Origin of the sequence: Amycolatopsis sp. NPDC051371, from assembly GCF_040682155.1 — a bacterium.
Lineage (GTDB): Bacteria > Actinomycetota > Actinomycetes > Mycobacteriales > Pseudonocardiaceae > Amycolatopsis.
In genome coordinates this window covers 425,794-447,218 of sequence record NZ_JBFBAG010000001.1, presented here as the reverse complement: position 1 = coordinate 447,218, position 21,425 = coordinate 425,794, and the positions used below count along the sequence as shown (strand labels likewise).

23 protein-coding genes are annotated in these 21,425 nt (G+C 71.5%); 10 read left to right on the top strand and 13 right to left on the bottom strand.

The genetic code is table 11. The features are described 5' to 3' along the window. Positions 1 to 27: 27 nt before the first annotated feature. Entirely contained in the window at positions 28 to 645 is a 618-nt protein-coding gene (locus AB0M59_RS01840; protein ID WP_364606889.1) for a class I SAM-dependent methyltransferase, read from the top strand. Here AB0M59_RS01840 and AB0M59_RS01835 read toward each other — a convergent pair. After that, the gene (locus AB0M59_RS01835) at positions 632 to 2,899 is read right to left on the bottom strand and encodes a glycoside hydrolase family 3 N-terminal domain-containing protein (RefSeq protein ID WP_364606886.1); all 2,268 of its coding nucleotides are present in this window, start codon (positions 2,897 to 2,899) and stop codon (positions 632 to 634) included. The two genes, AB0M59_RS01840 and AB0M59_RS01835, sit on opposite strands and share 14 nt — an antisense overlap. 150 nt (positions 2,900 to 3,049) lie before the next feature. Between AB0M59_RS01835 and AB0M59_RS01830 the strand changes: the two genes are divergently transcribed. Further along, positions 3,050 to 4,483, top strand: coding sequence for an alpha/beta hydrolase (locus AB0M59_RS01830; RefSeq protein ID WP_364606883.1), 1,434 nt, complete (start codon positions 3,050 to 3,052; stop codon positions 4,481 to 4,483). Between the two features lie 21 nt (positions 4,484 to 4,504). On the opposite strand, the gene AB0M59_RS01825 is transcribed toward AB0M59_RS01830, so the two are convergent. Beyond that, positions 4,505 to 5,296, bottom strand: a complete 792-nt coding sequence (locus AB0M59_RS01825; RefSeq protein ID WP_364606880.1) for a serine protease — start codon at positions 5,294 to 5,296, stop codon at positions 4,505 to 4,507. Positions 5,297 to 5,548: 252 nt separating this feature from the next. Between AB0M59_RS01825 and AB0M59_RS01820 the strand changes: the two genes are divergently transcribed. After that, positions 5,549 to 6,313, top strand: a complete 765-nt coding sequence (locus tag AB0M59_RS01820) for a polysaccharide lyase family 7 protein (RefSeq protein ID WP_364606877.1) — start codon at positions 5,549 to 5,551, stop codon at positions 6,311 to 6,313. A gap of 43 nt (positions 6,314 to 6,356) precedes the next feature. Here AB0M59_RS01820 and AB0M59_RS01815 read toward each other — a convergent pair whose 3' ends face one another. The 3 genes from AB0M59_RS01815 to AB0M59_RS01805 form a co-directional block, all read right to left on the bottom strand. After that, the gene (locus tag AB0M59_RS01815) at positions 6,357 to 7,379 is read right to left on the bottom strand and encodes an LLM class flavin-dependent oxidoreductase (RefSeq protein ID WP_364606874.1); all 1,023 of its coding nucleotides are present in this window, start codon (positions 7,377 to 7,379) and stop codon (positions 6,357 to 6,359) included. Between the two features lie 91 nt (positions 7,380 to 7,470). Then, positions 7,471 to 8,088 carry a hypothetical protein gene (locus tag AB0M59_RS01810; protein ID WP_364606871.1) on the bottom strand — a complete coding sequence of 206 codons (618 nt, stop codon included), beginning with the start codon at positions 8,086 to 8,088 and terminating at the stop codon, positions 7,471 to 7,473. 16 nt (positions 8,089 to 8,104) lie between these two features. Then, a complete protein-coding gene (locus tag AB0M59_RS01805) occupies positions 8,105 to 8,575 on the bottom strand; it encodes a hypothetical protein (protein ID WP_364606868.1) in 471 nt (156 codons plus the stop codon). Between the two features lie 184 nt (positions 8,576 to 8,759). Between AB0M59_RS01805 and AB0M59_RS01800 the strand changes: the two genes are divergently transcribed. The 3 genes from AB0M59_RS01800 (at position 8,760) to katG (ending at position 12,718) form a co-directional block, all read left to right on the top strand. Beyond that, positions 8,760 to 9,926: an acyl-CoA dehydrogenase family protein gene (locus tag AB0M59_RS01800; protein ID WP_364606865.1), complete on the top strand. Its 1,167-nt coding sequence runs from the start codon at positions 8,760 to 8,762 to the stop codon at positions 9,924 to 9,926. A gap of 78 nt (positions 9,927 to 10,004) precedes the next feature. Continuing rightward, positions 10,005 to 10,457, top strand: a complete 453-nt coding sequence (locus AB0M59_RS01795; protein WP_364606862.1) for a Fur family transcriptional regulator — start codon at positions 10,005 to 10,007, stop codon at positions 10,455 to 10,457. Further along, the gene (katG, locus tag AB0M59_RS01790) at positions 10,454 to 12,718 is read left to right on the top strand and encodes a catalase/peroxidase HPI (RefSeq protein WP_364606859.1); all 2,265 of its coding nucleotides are present in this window, start codon (positions 10,454 to 10,456) and stop codon (positions 12,716 to 12,718) included. Before AB0M59_RS01795 ends, katG begins: the two co-directional genes overlap by 4 nt. A gap of 149 nt (positions 12,719 to 12,867) precedes the next feature. Here the strand turns inward: katG and AB0M59_RS01785 are convergent, their stop codons facing one another. Then, complete coding sequence (locus tag AB0M59_RS01785) at positions 12,868 to 13,455, bottom strand: TetR family transcriptional regulator (RefSeq protein ID WP_364606856.1); 588 nt, start codon at positions 13,453 to 13,455, stop codon at positions 12,868 to 12,870. An 84-nt stretch (positions 13,456 to 13,539) separates the two neighbouring features. Between AB0M59_RS01785 and AB0M59_RS01780 the strand changes: the two genes are divergently transcribed. After that, a complete protein-coding gene (locus tag AB0M59_RS01780; RefSeq protein ID WP_364606853.1) occupies positions 13,540 to 14,460 on the top strand; it encodes an aldo/keto reductase in 921 nt (306 codons plus the stop codon). On the opposite strand, the gene AB0M59_RS01775 is transcribed toward AB0M59_RS01780, so the two are convergent. After that, positions 14,352 to 15,293, bottom strand: coding sequence for an SDR family NAD(P)-dependent oxidoreductase (locus AB0M59_RS01775; RefSeq protein WP_364606851.1), 942 nt, complete (start codon positions 15,291 to 15,293; stop codon positions 14,352 to 14,354). The genes AB0M59_RS01780 and AB0M59_RS01775 overlap by 109 nt on opposite strands. A gap of 71 nt (positions 15,294 to 15,364) precedes the next feature. Here AB0M59_RS01775 and AB0M59_RS01770 point away from each other — a divergent pair, with 71 nt between their 5' ends. Beyond that, entirely contained in the window at positions 15,365 to 16,282 is a 918-nt protein-coding gene (locus AB0M59_RS01770) for a LysR family transcriptional regulator (RefSeq protein WP_364606849.1), read from the top strand. A 9-nt stretch (positions 16,283 to 16,291) separates the two neighbouring features. Here the strand turns inward: AB0M59_RS01770 and AB0M59_RS01765 are convergent, their stop codons facing one another. Then, entirely contained in the window at positions 16,292 to 17,092 is an 801-nt protein-coding gene (locus AB0M59_RS01765; RefSeq protein WP_364606847.1) for a hypothetical protein, read from the bottom strand. A 62-nt stretch (positions 17,093 to 17,154) separates the two neighbouring features. Between AB0M59_RS01765 and AB0M59_RS01760 the strand changes: the two genes are divergently transcribed. Next, the gene (locus AB0M59_RS01760) at positions 17,155 to 17,778 is read left to right on the top strand and encodes a maleylpyruvate isomerase N-terminal domain-containing protein (protein ID WP_364606845.1); all 624 of its coding nucleotides are present in this window, start codon (positions 17,155 to 17,157) and stop codon (positions 17,776 to 17,778) included. Here AB0M59_RS01760 and AB0M59_RS01755 read toward each other — a convergent pair. Continuing rightward, complete coding sequence (locus AB0M59_RS01755) at positions 17,763 to 18,098, bottom strand: cupin domain-containing protein (RefSeq protein WP_364606843.1); 336 nt, start codon at positions 18,096 to 18,098, stop codon at positions 17,763 to 17,765. The two genes, AB0M59_RS01760 and AB0M59_RS01755, sit on opposite strands and share 16 nt — an antisense overlap. A 71-nt stretch (positions 18,099 to 18,169) precedes the next feature. On the opposite strand from AB0M59_RS01755, the gene AB0M59_RS01750 reads away from it, so the two are divergent. Continuing rightward, positions 18,170 to 19,105 carry a helix-turn-helix domain-containing protein gene (locus AB0M59_RS01750; protein ID WP_364606841.1) on the top strand — a complete coding sequence of 312 codons (936 nt, stop codon included), beginning with the start codon at positions 18,170 to 18,172 and terminating at the stop codon, positions 19,103 to 19,105. Here the strand turns inward: AB0M59_RS01750 and AB0M59_RS01745 are convergent. From AB0M59_RS01745 to AB0M59_RS01730, 4 genes are read right to left on the bottom strand one after another with little or no spacing between them, the layout of a single operon-like run. Next, positions 19,078 to 19,635 (bottom strand): dihydrofolate reductase family protein, encoded by a 558-nt coding sequence (locus AB0M59_RS01745; RefSeq protein ID WP_364606839.1) that lies wholly within the window; start codon positions 19,633 to 19,635, stop codon positions 19,078 to 19,080. The two genes, AB0M59_RS01750 and AB0M59_RS01745, sit on opposite strands and share 28 nt — an antisense overlap. Before the next feature lie 58 nt (positions 19,636 to 19,693). Beyond that, positions 19,694 to 20,935, bottom strand: coding sequence for an MFS transporter (locus tag AB0M59_RS01740; protein WP_364606837.1), 1,242 nt, complete (start codon positions 20,933 to 20,935; stop codon positions 19,694 to 19,696). After that, entirely contained in the window at positions 20,932 to 21,270 is a 339-nt protein-coding gene (locus AB0M59_RS01735) for a VOC family protein (RefSeq protein WP_364606835.1), read from the bottom strand. Before AB0M59_RS01735 ends, AB0M59_RS01740 begins: the two co-directional genes overlap by 4 nt. Beyond that, positions 21,270 to 21,425, bottom strand: coding sequence for a CopG family transcriptional regulator (locus tag AB0M59_RS01730; protein ID WP_364606833.1), 156 nt, complete (start codon positions 21,423 to 21,425; stop codon positions 21,270 to 21,272). Before AB0M59_RS01730 ends, AB0M59_RS01735 begins: the two co-directional genes overlap by 1 nt.

Sequence of the window (21,425 nt, the reverse complement as noted above, 5' to 3'; positions counted from 1 at the left end):
GCGTACTTGAAGCCGTTGACTCGCGGCATGGCGAAGACAGGGCTCAAGCGGCGGATGATCGAGCAGTTCCACCACCCACGCGGCGTCGGCGGGCGGGTGGCCGGGTTTGTGATGGCCCACCGGAGCTCGAACCGGCGGCGGAACATCTGGGTGGTCGAACTGCTGGACATCCAGCCCGAGGACCGGGTGCTCGAAGTCGGCTTCGGCCCCGGGATCGCCCTCGGCGAACTGGCCGCCCGCGCCACCCGGGGCCGCGTCTACGGCGTCGACCACTCCGCGGTCATGGTCGGGCGCGCGAGCCGGCGAAACCGGGCCGCGGCTGACCGGATCGAACTGATCCACGCCTCGGTGGAGCGGTTGCCGTCGTTCGGCGAACCGCTCGACGCCGTCCTCGCGGTGAATTCTTCGGGTTTCTGGCCCGATCCCCCGCAGCGGCTGCGCGAGCTGCGGGGCCTGCTGCGTCCCGGCGGTCGCATCGCGCTCGCGTCCCAGCCGCGGTGCCCCGGCGCGAACCGGGACACCACGACCAGGGCCGCCGGCGAACTCCAGGACCTGCTCGCCAAGGCGGGCTTCACCGAGCTGCGGGTCGAGACGCTCGACCTCGACCCGCCGGTCGCCTGCGTTATCGGCGTCACCCCACGGTGAAGCTCGCGGTCAGCGTGGCCGCCGAACTGGAGCCCACGTAGACCTCGATCTTTCCCGGCTCGACGCGGAACTTCGCTGCGTTGTCGTAGAAGCCGACGTCGTCCGGGGTCAGGGTGAACGAGACCGTCTTCGAAGCACCCGCGTCCAAGGTGACCCGCTGGAACCCGCGCAGCCGCCGGACGGGCTGCACGATGCTCGCGACCGGATCGCGCAGGTACAGCTGGACGACCTCGTCGCCCGCGCGGCCGCCCGTGTTGGTCACCCGGGCGGTCACCTGGATCCGGCCGCCGCGGGCGGACATCCGCGTGTCCGAAAGGCGCAGGCCGTCGACGCGGAACGTCGTGTACGAAAGGCCGTAGCCGAATTCGTACAGCGGACCGGACTCCAGGTCGAGGTACTTCGAGGTGTACTTGTTGTTCGGATCGGCCGGGCGTCCGGTGTTCTCGTGGTTGTAGTAGATCGGGACCTGGCCGACGGCGCGCGGGAAGCTCACCGGCAGCTTGCCGCCCGGGTTGACCGTGCCGAACAGGACGTCGGCGACCGCGTGCCCGCCCTGCACCCCCGGCGCCCACGCCTCGAGGATCGCCGGCGCGTTGTCGTGCAGGTAGGGGATCGTCAGCGGCCGGCCGTTGACCAGCACCACCACGAACGGCTTCCCGGTCTCCTTGATCGCGGCCACCAGCTGCTGCTGCACCCCGGGCAGGTCGATGTTGCTGCGAGCGGCCGCCTCACCGCTCATGGCGGCGGTTTCGCCGACCACGACGACGGTGACGTCGGCCGCGCGGGCGGCCTGCTGCGCGGCGGCGAACCCGCTGGTGTCGGTCCCGTCGACGGTGCAGCCCGCGGTGTAGGTCACCGCGGCCCCGGGCGCCGCGGCCTTGATCCCGTCGACGACGGTCACCGGCGGGGTCGTGCCCGCGCCGGTGCCCAGGCCCGCCCAGGTGCCGTTGAGGTCGTAGGTCGCCGCGCCGAGCGGGCCGACCACGGCCACCGAGCCGACCGACTTGGCCAGTGGCAGCACCGGCCCGTCGTTCTTGAGCAGCACCATGCACCGCCCGGCGGCCTGCCGCGACGCGGCGAGCGCGGCGGGCGACGGCGCCTTCACCTCGCCGGCCTCGTCGACGTACGGCCGTTCGAAGAGGCCGAGCTTGACCTTGACCAGCAGGATCCGGCGGACGGCGTCGTCGATCTGGTCGCGGGTGATCCGCCGTTGGGCCAGCAACTGTTCCCCGAACTTCACGTAGTTGGTGCTGACCATCTCCATGTCCACCCCGGCCGGCAGCGCGGCGGCCGCGGCGTCCGCGCCGTCGCCGGCCAAGCCGTGCAGGATCAGCTCCTCGATGCCCGTGTAGTCGCTGACGACGAACCCGCGGAAGCCGTACATTCCCTTGAGGACGTCGTGCAGGACGTAGCCGTTGCCGTGCGCGGGGACGCCGCTGATGGTGTTGAAGCTGGCCATCACGGTCGCCACGCCGGCCTCGACGCTCGCCTTGAACGGCGGCAGGTAGAGGTTGTGCAGGCGCTGCAGCGAGACGTCGACGGTGTTGTAGTCGCGGCCGCCTTCCGCGCCGCCGTAGGCGACGAAGTGCTTGGCGCAGGCGGCGAGGCGGTCCGGGGACGAGTAGTCGCCGCCCTGGTAGCCGCGGACCTTGGCGACGGCCATTTGCGAGTCCAGGTAAGGGTCTTCGCCGTTCCCTTCCGCGATGCGCCCCCAGCGCGGCTCGTGCGTGACGTCCATCATCGGCGCGTAGGTCCAGTGGATGCCGCTGCGCCGGGCTTCCTTCGCCGAGACCGTCGCGTCGGCGGCCGGCACGCCGGGGTCGAAGCTCGCGCCCTGGGCCAGCGGGATCGGGAAGTTCGTGGTGTACCCGTGGATCACGTCGAGGCCGAAGATCAGCGGGATGCGCAACCGGGTCTGTTCGACGGCGATCTTCTGCAGCGCGTTGAGCTTCGCGGCACCCACCACGGAGAACACTCCGCCGAGCTGCCCGGTCGCGAGCGACGTCCGTGCGAGGTCTTCGGTGCCGACCAGCTGGAGCTGCCCGAGCTTCTCGGCGAGGGTCATCTTCCTGAGCAGGTCCTCGACCCGCGGGTTCCGTTCGGGCCGGACCGCGGGGTCCGCCGCAGCGGCCGGGGCGAGCGCCGTGGCGACTCCCCCGGCGGCGAGGAGACCGCCGACTCCGGCGAGCAGGCTCCGCCGGTTGACGCCGTCGGCGGACGGCGAAGCGACTGCTTGGCTCTCGGGCTGTTCCATGGCGGGGACCCTTTCGCGAGAGAACGAGGGCCGTCAGCATAAGCACGATCGACGCCCGGCGACCGGTTGGTTTTTCCTTGCCGCGAACGCTTGTGGTCCGGCCACGGGAGTCCTACGGTCGGATGCGGACCGACACGTCGAGGGGGCACCGTGCGGGCGTTCGGAGCTGTCCTGGCAAGCACTCTTCTGGCAAGCGCTTTCCTGGCAAGCACCGTCCTGCTGACCGGCGCGACTCCCGCGCTCGCGGACGCGACGTGGTCGCCGTACCCGATCGCCTGGACGACCTGTCCGGACGACCCGGACAACCCCGGCGTTCCCGACGGGGAATGCGGCACGCTCCGGGTGCCACTCGACTGGGACCGGCCGCACGGGCCGTCGATCGGCCTCGCGGTGGCCCGGCACCGCGCCACCGACCCGGCGCACCGCGTCGGCGTGCTCATGGCCGACGCCGGCGGCCCCGGCACGTCCGGCGCGGAGATCCCGCTGTCCCCCGGCTACTTCGGCGCGGAAGTCGAGGCCCGGTTCGACGTCGTGGGCTTCGACCTGCGCGGGACCGGCAACAGCAGCTACATCGGCTGCGAGATCCCCGACGCCGCACCCGACAACGAGCCCGCCGATCGGGCGCGGTTCGAGGCGCTGCGCGCCTACGACCGGCAGGTGGTCACGGACTGCCGAGCCCGGAACCTGCCGGTCTTCGACCACGCCGACACCGCCGTCAACGCCCGCGACCTGGACGCGGTCCGCCGCGCACTGGGCGAGGACCGGATCAGCTTCCACGGCGCCTCCTACGGCACGCTGCTCGGCCAGCAGTACGCCGAGCGGTACGGCGACCACGTCCGCGCGATGGTGCTGGACGGCGTCATCGACCACAGCGTCGATCTCGAGCACTTCGTGGGTGACCGGGCCGCCGCCGTGGACGAGCTGTTCGGGCAGTTCACCGCGTGGTGCGCCGCCACCACGACGTGCGCACTGCACGGCCGGGACGTCCTGGCGACCTGGCGTCAGGCTCAGGTCGCCGCCGACGCGATGCCGTTCCCGCACAACTGGTTGCGCGACCGGGTGCACCAGGACATGCGCATCCCGGACTGGGATGACGTGGGCCGGGTGATCGCCGACACCGCGGCCGGTACCTCGCCGATGCGGGCGGAGTTCGTCTACAACTACACGTCGATCCGCCTGGCCGTCGTCTGCCAGGACTTCGACCTGCGGATGCCGACCTTCGCGCGATATGCGGCGATGCACGCCGAAGAGCTGCGCCGGTCGCCGATCATGCGCGGCAGCACGATCGGCCACGACGAAGCGACCGCGTGCCTCGGTGTCGCCGGCCCGCCCGCGAACCCGCCGCACCGGCTGAACGTCTCGAAAGCGCCGCGGATCCTGCTGCTCAGCAGCCGCTACGACCCGGCGACGCCGTACGCCTGGGCGGTGAACGCCCACCGCCAGGCGCCGGCGAACACGACGCTGCTGACCTACGAAGGCTCGGGGCACGGGGCCTACCGGCGCACCCCGTGCACCCGGGCGGCGGTGGACGGCTACCTGCTGACCCTGAAGACACCCCACCACGACTTCAGCTGTCCCGCCTGATCCACCGCCACCCGGTCCGGCTCAGCCCAGGTGCGAGCTGAGCACCGAGTAGTCGTTGCCGACGTTGGTGTAGACGCCCGGGAAGTCCTTGCGGGCACAGCCTTCGCCCCACGAGACGATGCCGGCGAGCTTGCCGTCGACGTAGGCCGGGCCACCGGAGTCGCCCTGGCAGGAGTCCTTGCCGCCTTCGGGCACGCCCGCGCAGAACATCGACGCCTTGTCGTACTTCGCCCCACCGGTGCTGTACTTCTCCGCGCAGGTGTCGTTGTCCACCACCGGCACCGACACCTTGAGCAGCGTGTCGGAGACGTCGCCGCCCTCGGACGTCGTGCCCCAGCCGACCACCGTGACGTCCTTGCCCGCCTGGTAGGCCGCGTCACCGGCCGACTGCACCAGCGTGGCCGGCTCGTACGGGAGGTCCTTGTCGAGCGTCAGCACGGAGTTGTCGTGCTGCATGCCGCTCATGTCGAAGCCCGGGTTCTGCCAGACGTCGCTCACGCCGGCCTTCGTGCCGGAGGTGTCACTGAACTTCGTCTGCCCGCCGATGATCTCCATCCGGGACGCTTCGACGCCGTCGGTGCAGTGCGCGGCGGTCAGCACCTTGTTCTTCGCGACCAGGGTGCCGGCGCAGTGCTGCGCGCCGTTGACGTTGAAGATCACGGTGGCCGGGAACTCGTCGATCGTGGTCGGCGTGCCGCCCACGATCCGCGGGTCACCGGCCGACGCACCGGGTGCGGCGACGACGGCGAAGGCTGCTGCCGCGGTGAGGACCATCGCGGCTCGCCGGACCACGGAACGTCCGTCTACCTGCATGAACATCTCCCTTCGGGGACCTGGAAGCTGGTACCCGGGGAGCAGACCAGACCGGCCGTGGTCGCGGTTAGCTACGAAAGTCGCTTCCTGACAAGTTGGGAACATTGGTTGGTTTTTGTCCGACTTGAGTGGCGGAGAATCACGGGACGCGGTAGGTCACAGGTCAATCCTTGACATGACGCCAACAGGGACTTACCGTTTTCCCACGCCGCCGGGTTGTCCAGACCATTTACATCGTGAAAGGACACCTCGATGCGCGTGCGTTCCCTGCTCGTCCTGCTGGCGATTCCGGCCCTGGCCGCCGCCACCGCCCTCCCCGCGCTGGCGGCCGACCCGTCGGTGGCCCCGGGTGGCAACTTCGACCTGGGGATCTGGCAGCTGCAGGAGCCGGTCGGCTCCCCCGGGTCGCCGACCACCATCTCCTCGTCCCGCCTGAAGGGCGCGAACGGCTTCCAGGACAGCTACTTCTACACCGACACCCGCGACGGCGCGATGACGTTCTGGGCGCCGGAAAAGGGCGTCACCACGCCGAACTCGAACTACGCGCGGTCCGAGCTGCGCGAGATGAACCGCGACGGCTCGGCCGCGAACTGGTCATTGAGCGGGTCGCACAAGCTGAACGCGACGCTGCGCGTGGTGTCGGTGACGTCGAACGTGTGCGTGGGCCAGGTCCACCTCGGCACCGGCGGATCATCGACGAAACCGTTGCTGGAGCTGTACTACCGCTCCAGCGGCGACATCGTCCTGGGCACGGAGAACTCCCCCGACGGCGGCCAGACGTCGCACACGGTCGGACACGTGGCGGTCGGCAAGACGTGGACCTACACGATCGGGATCTCGGGTGGCAACACCATCGACCTGACGGTCAACGGCAGCGTCACCCACTACTCGATCCCGTCGTCGTTCAAGGCGTACAAGCAGTACTTCAAGGCGGGCTCGTACAACCAGTCCTCGTCGAGCAGCACGACCAAGGGCGCGCGGGTCGCGTTCTACGGCCTGACCGTTTCGCACGGCTGACCACTCCCGGCCCGGTGGCCGCCACCACCGGACCGGGTGAGTGTCAGCGCCAGCCGAGCTCCGGGGCCACGTGCGTGAGGATGCTCTCCAGCACGTGCGCGTTGTAGTCGACCCCCAGCTGGTTCGGGATGGTCAGCAGGAGGGTGTCCGCGGCCTGGACCGCCTCGTCCTCCTTGAGCTCCCGCACCAGCTCGTCCGGCTCGGCGGCGTACGAGCGCCCGAAGATCGCGCGGGTGTTCTCGTCGATCATGCCGACCTGGTCGCGCGAGTTGCGGTCGCCGCCGAAGTACGCGCGGTCCTGGTCGTTCGTCAACGCGAAGATGCTGCGGCTGACCGACACGCGCGGCTCGCGCTCGTGACCGGCCTCCGTCCACGCCTCGCGGTAGGCCTCGATCTGCTTGCGCTGCTGGACGTGCAGCGGCTCGCCCGTCTCGTCGTCCTTGAGCGTGGAGCTCTGCAGGTTCATCCCCAGCTTCGCGGCCCAGACGCTCGTCGCGTTCGAGCTGGAGCCCCACCAGATGCGGTCGCGCAAGCCCTCGGAGTGCGGCTCGAGCCGCAGCAGGCCCGGCGGGTTGGCGAACATCGGGCGCGGGTTCGGCTGCGCGAAGCCCTCGCCGTCGAGCAGTTTGAGGAAGACCTCGGTGTGCTGCCGGGCCATGTCGGCGTCGGTCTCGCCGTCGGCGGGGGCGTACCCGAAGTAGCGCCAGCCCTCGATCACCTGCTCGGGGGATCCCCGGCTGATGCCGAGCTGGAGCCGGCCGCCCGAGATCAGGTCGGCCGCCCCCGCGTCCTCGACCATGTACAGCGGGTTCTCGTAGCGCATGTCGATCACGCCGGTGCCGAGCTCGATCTTCGAGGTGCGCGCCCCGATCGCCGAGAGCAGCGGGAACGGGCTCGCCGCCTGCCGCGCGAAGTGGTGCACGCGGAAGTACGCGCCGTCGACGCCGAGCTCCTCGGCCGCGACCGCCAGGTCGATCGACTGGTGCAGGAAGTCGGCGGCGGACCGGGTCTCGGAGTGCGGGCTCGCCGACCAGTGGCCGAACGAGAGGAAGCCGATCTTTTTCACACCTCTCCCAGCGTCCGGCGACCGGAAATGATTCCCGGGTGTGAGCGGGCCGACCGCCGCCGCACCCCTCGCGCGGCGGCGGCCGGAGAGCTCAGCCGCAATGTTCGGCGCGCTCCTGGTCGGTCATCGGCGCGGTGTGCTGGGTGATGTCCCCGGTCGAGCCGGGCACCGGGCCGTCCGCGTCGAAGTCCTGGTACCAGATGTAGTGGTCGTAGAACTTGTCCGGGAAATGCATTTCGTAGGTGCCGTGCACCTTCTGCATCCTCGGCGCGCGTTCCACCCAGCCCTTTTCCCCGGGCCGGACGTCGACGTTGGTCGCCTGTCCTTCGGTGTGCGAAGACTCCCAGGTGTGCTGGTAGGACGTCTCGATCGACACTTTGAACACTTCCGAGAAACCGTATTCGGCGGACAGCGACACGCCGAAGCTGTTCGATTCGCCCGTCGTGTCGGACCAGTTCACCGTGCTGCGCTGCAAATCGCCGGTGCAGTTGAAAGCCGCTTCGCCGACCTGGTGCCCGTCCCCGGTGTGCTCCTCCGGCGGACCAGACGGGTGGAACACGCAGGAATCCGTGCCGTTGTCGCACTTGTCGAGCAGTTCGCGCGCGGTGGGCTGGCCGTCGGCCGACGCGCCCGGCGCTGTGAGCACGAGGCCGGCCGCGGTCAGCAGACCGAGGCCCGCCGCCGTCCACGCGTTGCGCTTGCTGGTCATGGTGGCACTCCTTCGCTCAGCTGAAACCGATGGACTGCGTGCGGTCGTTCATGAAGGACCCGACGTTCCCGGTGTTCTCCTTGAACGGGCCGTCCCGGTCGCCGCCGAGGTTCGGCTCCGGGTAGAGCCAGACCCAGCAGTCGCCCCACGGCTGCACGGACGAGATCTTGTTCTTCCAGTCGTCGCCCAGGTCGAACTGCCAGTTGACCCAGCCGTCCTTCTTGCACAGTTCGGGTCCGGTGATCGTCAGCGAGTTCCCGGTGTAGTCGGGACCGTCGAAGAAGGTGCCCTGCACGACATCGCCGTCCGCTTCCGCGACGGCCATCGAGCGCTGCAGGCCCGAAGAACAGTGCTGCACACCGGTTTCCGAATTCAGCACGCAGTGCCGGGTGACGTTCGCGGCAGCCGCGGGAACGGCGCCGAGCAGGGAAACGACCGACGCGGCAGCCGCGGCCGTCATGGCTGTTCTGGTCCAGTTGTTCGCCATTGTGGTTCCTTTCTCCGGAATGGAAAAGATCTTCGCCATCGAAAGTACGTCGATACGGACGAACCGGGGCGACGGGTGCCCATCGGGACTTCGGGGTTTGCCTGAATCCGCTGAGGAGGTCGGCGTCGGACTGCGCGCGAATGGGAGCCGGGGTACAGTACGCCGTCCGCGTTAGGCTTGGGTGATGACGCTGACCGACGACGAAACGCAGATGGTGGCCTTGACCGCGGAGTTCGTCGACGAGCGCGTCCGCCCCCGCGTCCGCGAATTCGAGGCCGACGACGTCTACCCCGCCGAGTTGATCGACGAGATGAAGACGCTCGGGTTCTTCGGCCTGCTGGTCCCCGCCGAACACGGTGGCGTCGACGTCAGCGCCGCGTGTTTCGCCCGGGTCACCGAAGAGCTCGCTCGCGGTTGGATGAGCCTCGCCGGGGCGATCGGCGGGCACTCCGTGATCACGTACCTCATCAAGACGTTCGGCACGCCCGGCCAGCGCGCGAAGTACCTGCCCGCCATGGCCGACGGCAGCGTCCGCGCCACGATGGCGCTGACCGAGCCCGGCGGCGGCAGCGACCTGCAGGCGATGCGCACCCACGCCGTTCCCGACGACAGTGCCGGTTCCGGCTGGTCGATCACCGGGTCGAAGACCTGGATCTCCAACGCCGCGCACTCCGGGCTGATCGGACTGCTGTGCGTCACCGACCGTGCCGCCTCGCCGGCCCACCGTGGGATGAGCGTCCTGCTGGTCGAGCCCGGCGACGGCCTGACCGTCTCCCCCAAGCTGCCCAAGCTGGGCTATCGCGGCGTCGAGGCGTGCGAACTGGTCTTCGACGCGATGTCCGTACCCGGTGACGCCGTCCTGGGCGGGACGCCGCACGAGGGCTGGGCGCAGATGATGCGCGGCCTCGAGGTCGGCCGCGTCCAGGTCGCCGCCCGCGCGGTGGGCGTCGGACAGGCGGCCCTGGACGACGCCGTGAAGTACGCGCAGGAACGCGAGTCGTTCGGCAAGCCCATCTGGCAGCACCAGTCGGTCGGCAACCTGCTCGCCGACATGGCCACCAAGGTGCGCGCGGCCCGCCTGCTCACCCTGGACGCCGCCGAGAAGCTCGACGCCGGTGAACGCGCCGACCTGGAGGCCGGGATGGCCAAGCTGTTCGCCTCGGAAGCCGCGATGCAGGTGGCGCTGGACGCGATCCGCGTGCACGGCGGCTACGGCTACTCGAAGGAATACGACGTCGAACGCTATTTCCGCGACGCGCCGCTGATGATCGTCGGCGAGGGGACCAACGAGATCCAGCGCACCGTCATCGCCGCCCAGCTCATCGCGCGCAACCGGATCCGGCTAAGCTGATCATGAAAAACCCGGCCGGGTGACACGCCGGTCATAACTTGACTCATTCCAGAGAAGCCCCCTAGGGTGACCGGAGTGATGACCGACTTCGAGGCGCAGCTGCGGGCGGTCTCGTTGCGGGTGACGCGGCCGAGGCTGGCCGTGCTCACCGCGCTGCGCGAGCACCCGCACGTCGACACCGAGACGGTGATCGCGCTGGTGCGGGCCGAGCACCCGACGGTGTCGCACCAGACGATCTACGACGTCCTGCGGGCGCTCACCGACACCGGCCTGGTGCGGCGCATCCAACCCGCGGGCGCGACCGCCCGGTACGAGTCCCGGGTCGGGGACAACCACCACCACGTCGTGTGCCGCACCTGCGGTGCGATCGCGGACGTCGACTGCGCCGTCGGCCACACCCCGTGCCTGACCGCCTCGGACGACCACGGTTTTGTGATCGACCAGGCGGAGGTCGTGTACTGGGGCACCTGCCCCGACTGTGCGGCCGACCCGAACATCCCCATGATTGCCGGTTCGGAAGGAAGTAGATGAGCAACACCCAGGACAACACCCCCTCGAGCGCACAGGGTGTGGACCAGAAGGCGGCGGCCGGCTGCCCGGTCGCGCACGACTCGGTGACCTCGCACGGCAGCGAGAGCGAGAACCCGGCGATCGATTCGCCGACTCCGAAGACGGGCGGCCGTCCGCGCGGCATCAAGGACTGGTGGCCCAACCAGCTCGACCTGACGGTGCTGCACGCGCACTCGTCGAAGAGCAACCCGCTGGGCGAGAAGTTCGCCTACGCCAAGGAGTTCGCGAAGCTCGACGTCGATGCCCTCAAGCGGGACATCACCGAGGTGCTCACCACCTCGCAGGACTGGTGGCCGGCGGACTTCGGCCACTACGGCGGCCTGATGATCCGGATGAGCTGGCACGCGGCGGGCACCTACCGCATCCACGACGGCCGCGGCGGCGCCGGTGACGGCGGTCAGCGCTTCGCGCCGCTGAACAGCTGGCCGGACAACGCCAACCTCGACAAGGCGCGCCGCCTGCTGTGGCCGGTCAAGCAGAAGTACGGCCAGAAGATCTCGTGGGCCGACCTGCTGGTGCTGGCCGGCAACGTGGCGCTGGAGTCGATGGGCTTCGAGACCTTCGGCTTCGGCTTCGGCCGCGTCGACACCTGGGAGCCCGAGGAGATCTTCTGGGGCCCCGAGGACGCCTGGCTCGGCGACGAGCGCTACGCGACCGACACCGAGATGGTGCCCGAGCTCGGCGCGACCGAGATGGGCCTCATCTACGTCAACCCCGAGGGTCCCCGCGGCAGTGCGGACTTCGAGGCGGCGGCCCACTTCATCCGGGAGACCTTCGCCCGGATGGCGATGAACGACGAGGAGACCGTCGCCCTCATCGCCGGTGGCCACACCTTCGGCAAGACCCACGGCGCCGGTGTCGCCGACGACCACGTGGGCCCGGAGCCCGAGGGCGCGCAGCTGGAGTCGCAGGGCCTCGGCTGGCTGAGCACCCACGGCAGCGGCAAGGGCGCCGACACGATCACCAGTGGTCTCGAGGTGACGTGGACGGACAAGCCGACCGAGTGGAGCAACCGCTTCTTCGAGATCCTCTTCGCCTACGAGTGGGAGCTCACGACGAGCCCGGGCGGCGGCAAGCAGTACGTCGCCAAGGACGCGCCGGAGATCATCCCGGACGCGTACGACCCGAACAAGAAGCACAAGCCGACGATGCTCACGACGGACCTGTCGCTGCGCTTCGACCCGGTCTACGGCCCGATCTCGCGCCGCTTCCTGGAGCACCCGGACGAGTTCGCGCTGGCCTTCGCCAAGGCGTGGTACAAGCTGCTGCACCGCGACATGGGCCCGGTCAGCCGTTTCCTCGGCCCGTGGGTCGCCGAGCCGCAGCTGTGGCAGGACCCGGTGCCGGCCGTCGAGGGTGACCTCGTGGGCGACGCCGACATCACCGCCCTCAAGGCGAAGGTGCTCGACTCCGGTCTCACGGTCGGCCAGCTGGTCAACACCGCGTGGGCGTCGGCCGCGACCTTCCGCTCCACCGACAAGCGCGGTGGCGCGAACGGTGCCCGCATCCGCCTCGAGCCGCAGCGGAACTGGGAAGTCAACCAGCCCGAGCAGCTCGCGACGGTCCTTTCGACCCTGGAAGGCATCCAGCGCGAGTTCAACGAGGCCGGCGGCGCGCAGATCTCGCTGGCCGACCTGATCGTGCTGGCGGGCTCGGCGGCGGTCGAGAAGGCGGCGCGCGACGCCGGCGTCGAGACGACGGTGCCGTTCCACCCGGGCCGCACGGACGCGACCCAGGAGCAGACGGACACGGACTCGTTCAAGGTGCTCGAGCCGCGCGCCGACGGGTTCCGCAACTACCTGCGGGCGGGCGAGAAGCTCCAGCCGGAGACGCTCCTGGTCGACCGCGCGTACATGCTCAACCTGTCGGCCCCGGAGATGACGGTCCTGGTCGGCGGCATGCGCGCCCTGGCCGGCGCCCAGCACGGCGTCCTGACCGACCAGCCGGGCGTGCTCACGAACGACTTCTTCGCCAACCTGCTTTCCCCGGGAACGCGCTGGAAGGCGTCGGAGTCCGACGAGAACGTGTACGAGATCGTGGACGTGAGCACGGACAAGCTGAAGTGGACCGCCACGGCGGTCGACTTGGTGTTCGGCGCGAACTCCCAGCTGCGGGCACTGGCCGAGGTCTACGCAAGCGACGACGCGCGTGAGAAGTTCGTGTCGGACTTCGTGGCCGCTTGGACGAAGGTCATGGAGCTGGACCGGTTCGATCTGGCGTGAGTTCGAGTTGCTGACGGGCCCGGCTGATCCTTGGGATCGGCCGGGCCCGTTCTTTTTGCGCGAATCCCAGCCCGGCGATCCTCGAGCAGGTCGTCGACGCTTCCGAACTGCTCGAGAAGATGGGGCGGTGACGCACCCCGCCGGACTCGTCACCGCGTGACTGTGGGCTCCGGGCGCAGAGCGTCGACGATCAGGTCGAGCATCCGGCCGATCCGCTCCGCGTCCTGACCGGCCGAAGTGGACAGGAAGACGCCGAGCAGCATCAAGGTGACGTCTTCCGGGTCGACGCCGGCGCGCAGCGTGCCCGCGAGCGCGCCCGCGTCGAGGATCGCGCCGATCGCCGCGGTGATGCGCCGGCGCGTCGCCGGCGTCGCGATGCGGCCGGAAGCCACGCTCGCGCGCAGGATGTCGCCCATTCCGCGCTTGGTCTCCACGAAAGCCGCGTAGCGATCCATCCACGCGCGCAGGGCAGCATCGGGCGGAAGCTCCCCGAGCAGCGCCGGGGCACTCGCGGTGACGTCGTCGAGCTCGGCCGCGTAGACGGCTTCGACGAGCGCCTCGCGGGTCGGGAAGTGGCGGTAGAGCGTGCCGATGCCGACGCCGGCCTCGCGGGCGATCGCCTCCAGCGCGACGGTGCCGTCGGCCGCGGCGAAGGCGGCTCGCGCGACCGCGACGAGCTTCTCCCGGTTGCGCCGCGCGTCGGAGCGCACCGGGCGGTCAGGTTCGGGCGAAGACAAAACGGAGGCACCTCCGGTTGTGCTACTGTCGGCTTAACGGAGGTTCCTCCGCTTCACCATCATCGCACGAAGACGGGACTACGCATGCCTTCCACCGAAAGTGCCCCGCGACCGGGTGGCGCCGGCGCGCTCGCCGGGCGGACCGTCGCCCGCGCCGGGTACGGGGCGATGCAGCTCGAACGCCTCCACGACGACCGCGGCGCGGCCGTCGCGCTGCTGCGCCGGGCCTTCGACCTCGGCGTCGACCACGTCGACACCGCCCAGTTCTACGGCAACGGCTTCGTCAACGAGATCATCCGCGAGGCCGTCCGGCCCGGGGACGACGTCCTGGTCGCCAGCAAGGTCGGCGCCGACCCCGACCCCGGCGGCCCGATCCCGCTCCGCCTGGCGCAACGGCCCGAGGAGCTGCGAGCGAGCGTCGAGGACAACCTGCGGGCGCTCGGTCTCGACCGGATCCCGCTGGTCAACCTGCGCCGCGCGGACCGGCGGCCCGGCGTCGTGGCCGAGGGCGACCAGCTCGTCGACCTCGACGACCAGCTCGCCGTGATGACCGCCCTGCGCGACGAAGGCAAGATCGGCGCGATCGGCCTCAGCAGCGTCACCCTCGACGTCCTGCGCCGGGCGCTCCCGGCCGGCATCGCGTGCGTGCAGAACGCCTACAGCCTCGTCGGGCGCGACGACGAAGACATGCTCGAGCTCTGCGTCGCGGAGGACATCGCCTGGGTGCCGTTCTTCCCGCTCGGCGGCGCCTTCCCCGGCCTGCCGAAGGTGACCGACGAGCCTGCGGTGCAGACCACCGCGCGGGAACTGGGCCGCACGCCGGCGCAGATCGGGCTGGCCTGGCTGCTGCACCGGGCCCCGAACGTCCACCTCATCCCCGGCACCGCGAACGCGGATCACCTGGCGGGCAACGTCTCCGCGGGCGAAATCGTGCTCGACGGCGAGACGCTGGCCACTCTGGACGCCGTCCTGTCCCGCTCGCTGGACGCCACGCTCGGCGGCTGATCCCGAGTCCAGGGCAGGACGACGCCGGCACGGATCAGTTCGCCGTACTGGGCCGGCTCGACGGGCCGGAACACGAGGTCCAGCACCGCTTCCGCCGCTCGAGCGGGACTCGGCGCGGCACTCACGTCCCACCAGAGTGCGGACGTCGGCGTGTTCATCATCCCGGGGCAGACGGCGGCGAGCAGGATGCCGCGCGCCAGGTCGTCGGCACGGCGCTGGGCGGCGAGCGTGCGCACGGCCGCGACCTGGCCGATCTTGGACGGGATGTTGACGAAGCCCGGCCAGTCCCCGCCGCGGGCGCTGCCGTCCTCGACGGCGTCGCGCCAGGCGGCGACCTGCTTGTCCACCTCGTCCAATGAGGACAGTCCGTCGAACCGGTCGTGCAGCGCGGGCGCGAGGTGGTTCAGCGTGCCGAACGAGCTGGCCACGACGAGGAACCGGCCGCCGTCGCGCAGCAGCGACGCGAACGCGCGCAGCAGCCGGGTGGTGCCGAAGTTGTTGACCTCGGCGTAGTCCCCGACGATCGCGCGCGGGTCGTCTTCGGGGCCGACGCGCATGACGGCGTTGCCGAGGACGACGTCGACACCGCCGTGCCGCTCGGCCAGCTTCGCGGCGAGGCGGGCGGCCGCGCCGGGGTCGGCGACGTCGAGGACCTCGCCGCGGACCTCGGCGCCGCCGGCGGGCATCGCTTCGACGGCTTGGGCGACCCGCCCGGCGTCACGGCCGGTCAGGTAGACGGTGTCCTCGGTGGACAGCCGGGCCGCGAGTCCTTCGACCAGGGCGAGGCCCAGGCCTTGGGTGGCACCGGTGACGAGAGCGGCTTTCGGGGTCATGCCTCCACGCTAAGACCGGGTCTGGCCATGCGAAAAGCGAAAGAACCGCAGACCTGGTATGCGTAGATGTCATGACCTTCGCCGACGCCTCCCTGACCGCGCTGCGGGTGTTCCGCGAGGTGGCCGAGCGGGGCACGCTCACAGCCGCGGCCACCGCGCTCGGCTACACCCAGTCCGCGGTCTCCCGGCAGATCGCGTCGCTGGAGCGCGCCGCGGGTGCGCCGTTGCTGGAACGGCGCCACGACGGGGTGCGGCTCACCTCGGCCGGACGGATCGTGGTGCGCCGCGCCGCCGGGGTCCTCGACCAGCTCGACGCCACCGCGCGCGAACTGGCCGGGCTGCCCGGCGAGCAGGGCACGGTCCGGCTGGGCTGGTTCCCCACCGCCGGGGCCGACCTGCTGCCCCGCGCCCTGGCCACCCTGCGGCGCACCCACCCGGCGATCACCGTGCTCAGCCGGGAAGGCGGCACGCCCGCGCTGGTCCGCGCCCTGCGCGCCGGCACGCTGGACCTCGCGCTGGTGGCCTCGGCGCCGCCGTTCCGCCCGCCCGACAGCGAAACCCCGGCGCTGGCCGTGCGGACCCTCGCCGAGCGCAGCCTGCGCGTGGCCGTGCCGGCGAGCCACCCGCTCGCGCGCCGGGACTACGTCGACGTCGCCGACCTGCGCGGGCAGCGCTGGATCGCGGGCTCGGGCGACGACCGCGTGCTGGGGGTGTGGCCCGGCCTGGACGAACGGCCCGAGATCGCCCACACCGCCCGCGACTGGCTGGCGAAGCTGCAGCTGGTCGCCGCCGGCTGCGGCATCACGACCGTGCCCGGCGCGATGGGTGCGGTGGCGCCGCCCGGCGTGCGCGTGCTGGAGGTTCGCGGCGGTCCCGGGGAACAGCGCCGGGTCTTGCTCGCCCACCTCCCCGGACCGCTGCCCGAGCCGGCGGCCCGGGTCGCCGCGGCACTGCGCGAAGCCGCTCTCGAGACGGACGCGCCTCGATGACGACCACCGCTACGGAAGGCCGACCACGGTCCGCGGCGTCAGCCGCCCCTTCTCCTGCTCCCGCGTGACCTCCCCGGCGGTGACCGCGGACGTCAGCGCCCCGACCGCGTCCTCCGGGCGGTAGATCGTCTCCAGCAGCGTGAACCGCTGCAGCTCGGCGACCGTGCGGCGGCCTCGGCGCCCCAGTTCCGCCACCAAGGCCCGCCGCAGCGGCAGCAGCTGCGGCGTCAGCGAGATGTCGACCAGGATCCCCTCGGCGTCCCGCGGGTCGCGGTAGCGGATGCCCGCGAACTCGTCCACCGCCCACAGTTCGCTCTTGAACGTCGCGAGGTGTTTCTCGTCCGCTGTCAGGAAAACCAGCAGGCGTGTTTCGCCGTCCTCGGCGACCAGCTCGACCGAGCACCCCTGCTCCGGGTGGTCCCCCGCCGGCGCGGTGACGAGCACCTCGTGCCCCTTGCCGCGGGCCATCGGCGCGACCAGCGGCCACGCGTCCGGACCGTCCAAATGGGTCAGCACCGGGCCGGTGACCTCGAGGTCGCGGGGATCTCCGGCGACCCGGACCGAGAGGCCCGCCGGCACTCCTTCGGGCACGGCCGAGCCGATGATCACCAGCTCCAGGTGGTGATCGTCGAGCCGGTCGGAGAACTCGCCGAACACCCGGAGCGCGTCGGCCGCGAAGCCGCCGCACTCGACGTACGTGCCGCCGCGCTGGGACCGCAGTGCCTTCGCCGTCCACGCGTCGAGGTACCGGACCAGCACGTCCCGCTCCACCGCGGCATGCTGGTCGGGGCGCCGTACGCGCTCGGCCACGCCTCCGGTTGTACCGCAGTAAACCGTTCGGCACCAGGGTCGCTACCCGATAGGCTCGGCCGATGTCGATCACCGCGGCCGACGTCGAAACCACCGTGCGGACGACCACCGCGACCCTCGCCGATGCGCGGGACGCCGACTGGGACGCCCAAGCCGGTCCGATGGACTGGACCTGCTGGGAGACGGTCGAGCACATCGCCGACAACTTCTTCTTCTACGCGGCCCAGCTCGGTCCGCGGGTCGCCGCCACCGACCGGTCGGTGCCGTTCGCCTGGGCCCAGCACCGGGAAGGGGGCCCCGGCCTGGTGCTCTTCGCCGACCGGGCCGCGGGGCCGGCCGGTTTGCTGCGGTGCGTCGACGCGTGCGGCGCCCTCCTGGTGGCCATCGTGCGGAGCACCCCGGCGGACGTTCGCGCGCACCACGACGACGGCGTCCTGGACACCGAGGGCTTCGCCGCGATGGCCGTCGGCGAAACCCTGGTCCACATGCACGACGTCGCCTGCGGGCTCGGCCTCCCCTGGACGCCGGAGGCCGGCGTGTGCGGCCGGCTGCTCGCCCGCTTCTTCCCCGGCGCGCCCACGGACACCGATCCGTGGCCGACCCTGCTCTGGGCGACCGGGCGCGGGGAACTGCCCGGCCACCCCAGGCAACCGGACTGGCGGTGGGGCGCTCAGCCCTCCGGGTAGAAGAGGAACAGGGTGCAGCCGGTGGCGCTCGCGGGCACGTGCCACGTGCCGGCGGGTGCGTGCAGGAACGTGCCCGCCGGATGGTCGCGCGCCCCGTCGTGGAATGTTCCCGAGACGACGTAGACCTCCTCCGGGCCGGGTTCGTGGACGTCCTTGCGCGGCCACGACGTACCGGCGTCCATCTCCAGGACTCCGGCGTGCGCGCCGCCCGGTCCGGTCCATAGTGGACGGAACCGGATGCCGGGGAACAGTTCGCGGACGGGCGCTTCCCGGACGGTGGCCCAGGTGTAGCCGTTCTGTTCGAGGATTTCGGGGTGCATGACCGCCACGGTGCCCGCGCGGGACGGGCCGGACCAGTGTCCGGGAAGACACCTTGGGGTACTTTCCTGCCATGCATCGCGTGGTGGCCCTGGTGCGGCCGGTGCAGTCGACGTTCGAGCTCGGCTGCGCCGCCGAGGTCTTCGGCACGCCGCGGGCCGGGGTGCCGCGGCACTACGAGTTCGAGGTGTGTGCGGAGACGCCCGGCCCGGTGCCGACGACGGCCGGGTACACGATGTCCGTCGCGCGCGGCCTGGCGGCGCTGGACTCCGCCGACACCGTGATCATCCCGGGCTGGGCGCCGGTGGAGGCGCCGCTGCCCCCGCGCGTCCGCCGCGCGCTGCTGCGGGCCCACGCCCGGGGCGCGCGGCTCGTCACCATCTGCTCGGGGGTGTTCGCGCTCGCCCGCACGGGCCTGCTGGACGGCCGGTCCGCGACGACCCACTGGGGCCGCGCCGAGCAGCTGGGGCGCGAGTTCCCGCGGGTGCGCGTGGAGCCGGACGTGCTGTACGTCGACCACGGCGACGTCGCGACGAGCGCCGGGGCGGGCGCGGGGATCGACCTGTGCCTGCACCTCGTCCGGAAGGACCACGGTCCCGCGCACGCCGCCCTCGTCGCACGGCACATGGTGATGCCGCCCCACCGCGACGGCGGCCAGGCCCAGTTCGCGCCGCCTCCCCCGGCGCCGGACGCCCTGGACGGCCTCCTCGGCTGGGCGGGCGACCGGCTCGGAACGGCGTTGTCGGTGGCCGGCCTGGCCGCCCGTGCCGGCGTCTCGCCCCGCACGCTGGCCCGGCGCTTCGCCGACCAGCTCGGCACGAGCCCCGGCGCGTGGCTGCTGGCCCGCCGGGTGACGGCGGCCCGCACGCTGCTGGAGGAGACGGACCTGCCGGTGGAGGCGATCGCGGCCCGGGTCGGCCTGACGTCGGCGGTCAACCTGCGGCGCCGGTTCCGCGCCCAGGTCGGCACGACTCCCGGCGCCTACCGGCGAGCGTTCCGGACGCCGTAGTGGAGGTGCACGACCCCGCTGCGGAAGCGCCGCTCCCCCAGCAGTTCGAGCTGGAGGCGGACGCCGTCCGGCAATGCGCGCGTCCCGCCTCCGACGACGACCGGGACGAGGAAGAGGTGGCATTCGTCGACCAGGCCCGCGGCGAGCGCCGTCCCGGCGATCTCCGCACCGCCGATCGAGAGGTCACCGGCTTCCTTCAGCCGCGCGATCGCCGCGGGGTCGAAGTCCCGCTCGATCCGCGTGCGCGCGCTCGACGGTGTCCCGAGCGTCCGTGAGTACACGATCTTGTCGGCCGCTTGCCAGATCCGCGTGAAGTCGCGGGCGACCGCGGGCTGGTCGTCGCCGGCGGTCTCCCAGAAGACCATCGTCTCGTACATCCGGCGGCCGTAGAGGTAGGTGCCGATCGGGCGTTCGAGGTCGTTGACCGCCGCGAACACCTCGTCGTCGGGAGCGGCCCAGTCGAAGCCGCCCTCCTCGTCCGCGACGTACCCGTCCAGCGATGCGATCGCCGAATAAACCAGCTTCGCCACAGCACCTCCGCGTCCAGGTCGGCGCCGAGCGTATCGCCGAATCACTTGTGCGGCCGGGTCACCTTCGGCTCACCACGGCGGCCGCGGCCAGCGCGACCGCGAACACGACGTAGGAGGCGAACAACCCGCCGGCCGAGCTCAGGGCGCCGCCGATCGCGCGGCCCAGGAGCTGGCCGACGCACTCGGCCGTGATCACCGCGGTCGCCAGCTCGGTCGCGGTGAACCCGCTCGGCCCCGCGGTGGTTGCCCGGACGTACAGGCCGGGATAGGCGAGGCCGACGCCGATCCCGGCGACCGTCCACGCGGCGAGCACCACCGCGAACGGCCGGCCGGTGGCCAATGCGATCGCCAAAACTCCCGTGCCCAGCGCGGTCAGGGTCAGGCCGGTGGTGGGAAAGCGTCGCGCGAACAGGCTCGTGACCGCCCAGGCCAAGGGCGCGGCGCTCAAGACGATCGCCGCTTGGCCGAGGCTCACCCGGAACCCCGTCGTCAGCAGGACGGTGATCAGGCTGTCGGCGCCGAAGTGGCCGACCGCGAACAGGACCATCGCCGCGAGCGCGGCGGGCCTCCCCCGTCGCAGGCGCGCCGTGCCCGCCGGCAGGATCGCGACCATCCCGGCCGCGGCGACCACCGCGCCGGCCACTGCGAGCGGCCAGCCGGTGCTCAGCACGACGCCCGCCGCACCCAGGGGCACCAGCAACGTCCGTCCCAGCGGGCGATTCGCGGCGTCGGCGGGCGGGTCGTCGCGGACAGCGCGCACGACCAGCAACCGTCCGAAGAGGACGAACGGCACCGGCACCAGCAGGGTCCAGCGCCAGCCCACGAGGTGCTCCAGGCCCAGCGTCGCGGCCGGGCCGACCAGGGCGGGCAGGATCCACATCGCCGACGACGCCGCGACCACCCGCAGGCGCAGCCGCTCGTCGAGGTGCCGGATGGCGGAGCTGACGCCGAACACCGCGAGCAGGCCACTGGCGAGCCCGGTGGAAAGCTGGCCCAGGGCGAACACCCAGGCGCTCTGCGCGGTGGCCGCCACGACGAGCCCGCCGACGTAGGCGAGCATCCCGGCGGCGAGAGTGCCCCGAGTGCCGAGCCGGCCCAGCACCCGGCTCGCCAGCGGAAGCGCGACGAACAGCCCGAGGGTCGAGCCGGCGATCAGGAGCCCGAGCCGGTCGCCCGCGTCCAGGTCACGGGCGACGACCGGCAACAGGGTGGAAGCGACGAAGCTGGTGACCGCCGCGGCGAACTCGAGCGCGACGATCCCCACCGCGAGGATCAGCGTTCCCCGCGGCAGGACGGTCATGTGTAGAGCTCTCGGTCGTACGCGTTGATCTGCACCGGGACGCCGTCGGGGTCCTGGACGCGCAGCGAGCGTCCGAACCCTTCGTCGATCACGGGCCCCGGCTCGTACCCGGCCGCCCGCAGCCGCTCCGCGACGTCTTCCAGGCGTTCGTCGGTCTCGAAGGCCAGCTCGCAGCGGCCTTTCCCGCCCCGGTGGAGGGCCAGCATGCCGCTGTCGGCCGGCATCCCGACCCAGCCGCCGGGCCGCGACACTTCGCCGACCCGCAGGCCGAGTGTCTGGTAGAAGCGCGTCATGGCCTCGACGTCCGAGCTGTAGCGGATCGGCAGCACTCGCATCACGGGCGTTCCTCGCTCTGTCGCAGGTGGTCCTCGAGAACGCGCTCGACGAAGGACGAGAGGGACTCGTCGGCATCGACGGAGGCGTGCTTCACCCGCCGGATGAGCTCGACCGGCAGGTAGACGCTGAACTGCCGCTTCGCGTCGGGAGGCAT

Coding starts and splice junctions, on each gene's coding strand:
- AB0M59_RS01840 (WP_364606889.1), top strand. CDS start 28: ATGGCGAAGACAGGGCTCAAGCGGCGGATGATCGAGCAGTTCCACCAC.
- AB0M59_RS01835 (WP_364606886.1), bottom strand. CDS start 2,899: ATGGAACAGCCCGAGAGCCAAGCAGTCGCTTCGCCGTCCGCCGACGGC.
- AB0M59_RS01825 (WP_364606880.1), bottom strand. CDS start 5,296: ATGCAGGTAGACGGACGTTCCGTGGTCCGGCGAGCCGCGATGGTCCTC.
- AB0M59_RS01820 (WP_364606877.1), top strand. CDS start 5,549: ATGCGCGTGCGTTCCCTGCTCGTCCTGCTGGCGATTCCGGCCCTGGCC.
- AB0M59_RS01810 (WP_364606871.1), bottom strand. CDS start 8,088: ATGACCAGCAAGCGCAACGCGTGGACGGCGGCGGGCCTCGGTCTGCTG.
- AB0M59_RS01805 (WP_364606868.1), bottom strand. CDS start 8,575: ATGGCGAACAACTGGACCAGAACAGCCATGACGGCCGCGGCTGCCGCG.
- AB0M59_RS01800 (WP_364606865.1), top strand. CDS start 8,760: ATGACGCTGACCGACGACGAAACGCAGATGGTGGCCTTGACCGCGGAG.
- AB0M59_RS01795 (WP_364606862.1), top strand. CDS start 10,005: ATGACCGACTTCGAGGCGCAGCTGCGGGCGGTCTCGTTGCGGGTGACG.
- katG (WP_364606859.1), top strand. CDS start 10,454: ATGAGCAACACCCAGGACAACACCCCCTCGAGCGCACAGGGTGTGGAC.
- AB0M59_RS01780 (WP_364606853.1), top strand. CDS start 13,540: ATGCCTTCCACCGAAAGTGCCCCGCGACCGGGTGGCGCCGGCGCGCTC.
- AB0M59_RS01775 (WP_364606851.1), bottom strand. CDS start 15,293: ATGACCCCGAAAGCCGCTCTCGTCACCGGTGCCACCCAAGGCCTGGGC.
- AB0M59_RS01770 (WP_364606849.1), top strand. CDS start 15,365: ATGACCTTCGCCGACGCCTCCCTGACCGCGCTGCGGGTGTTCCGCGAG.
- AB0M59_RS01760 (WP_364606845.1), top strand. CDS start 17,155: ATGTCGATCACCGCGGCCGACGTCGAAACCACCGTGCGGACGACCACC.
- AB0M59_RS01755 (WP_364606843.1), bottom strand. CDS start 18,098: ATGCACCCCGAAATCCTCGAACAGAACGGCTACACCTGGGCCACCGTC.
- AB0M59_RS01750 (WP_364606841.1), top strand. CDS start 18,170: ATGCATCGCGTGGTGGCCCTGGTGCGGCCGGTGCAGTCGACGTTCGAG.
- AB0M59_RS01740 (WP_364606837.1), bottom strand. CDS start 20,935: ATGACCGTCCTGCCGCGGGGAACGCTGATCCTCGCGGTGGGGATCGTC.
- AB0M59_RS01735 (WP_364606835.1), bottom strand. CDS start 21,270: ATGCGAGTGCTGCCGATCCGCTACAGCTCGGACGTCGAGGCCATGACG.
- AB0M59_RS01730 (WP_364606833.1), bottom strand. CDS start 21,425: ATGCCTCCCGACGCGAAGCGGCAGTTCAGCGTCTACCTGCCGGTCGAG.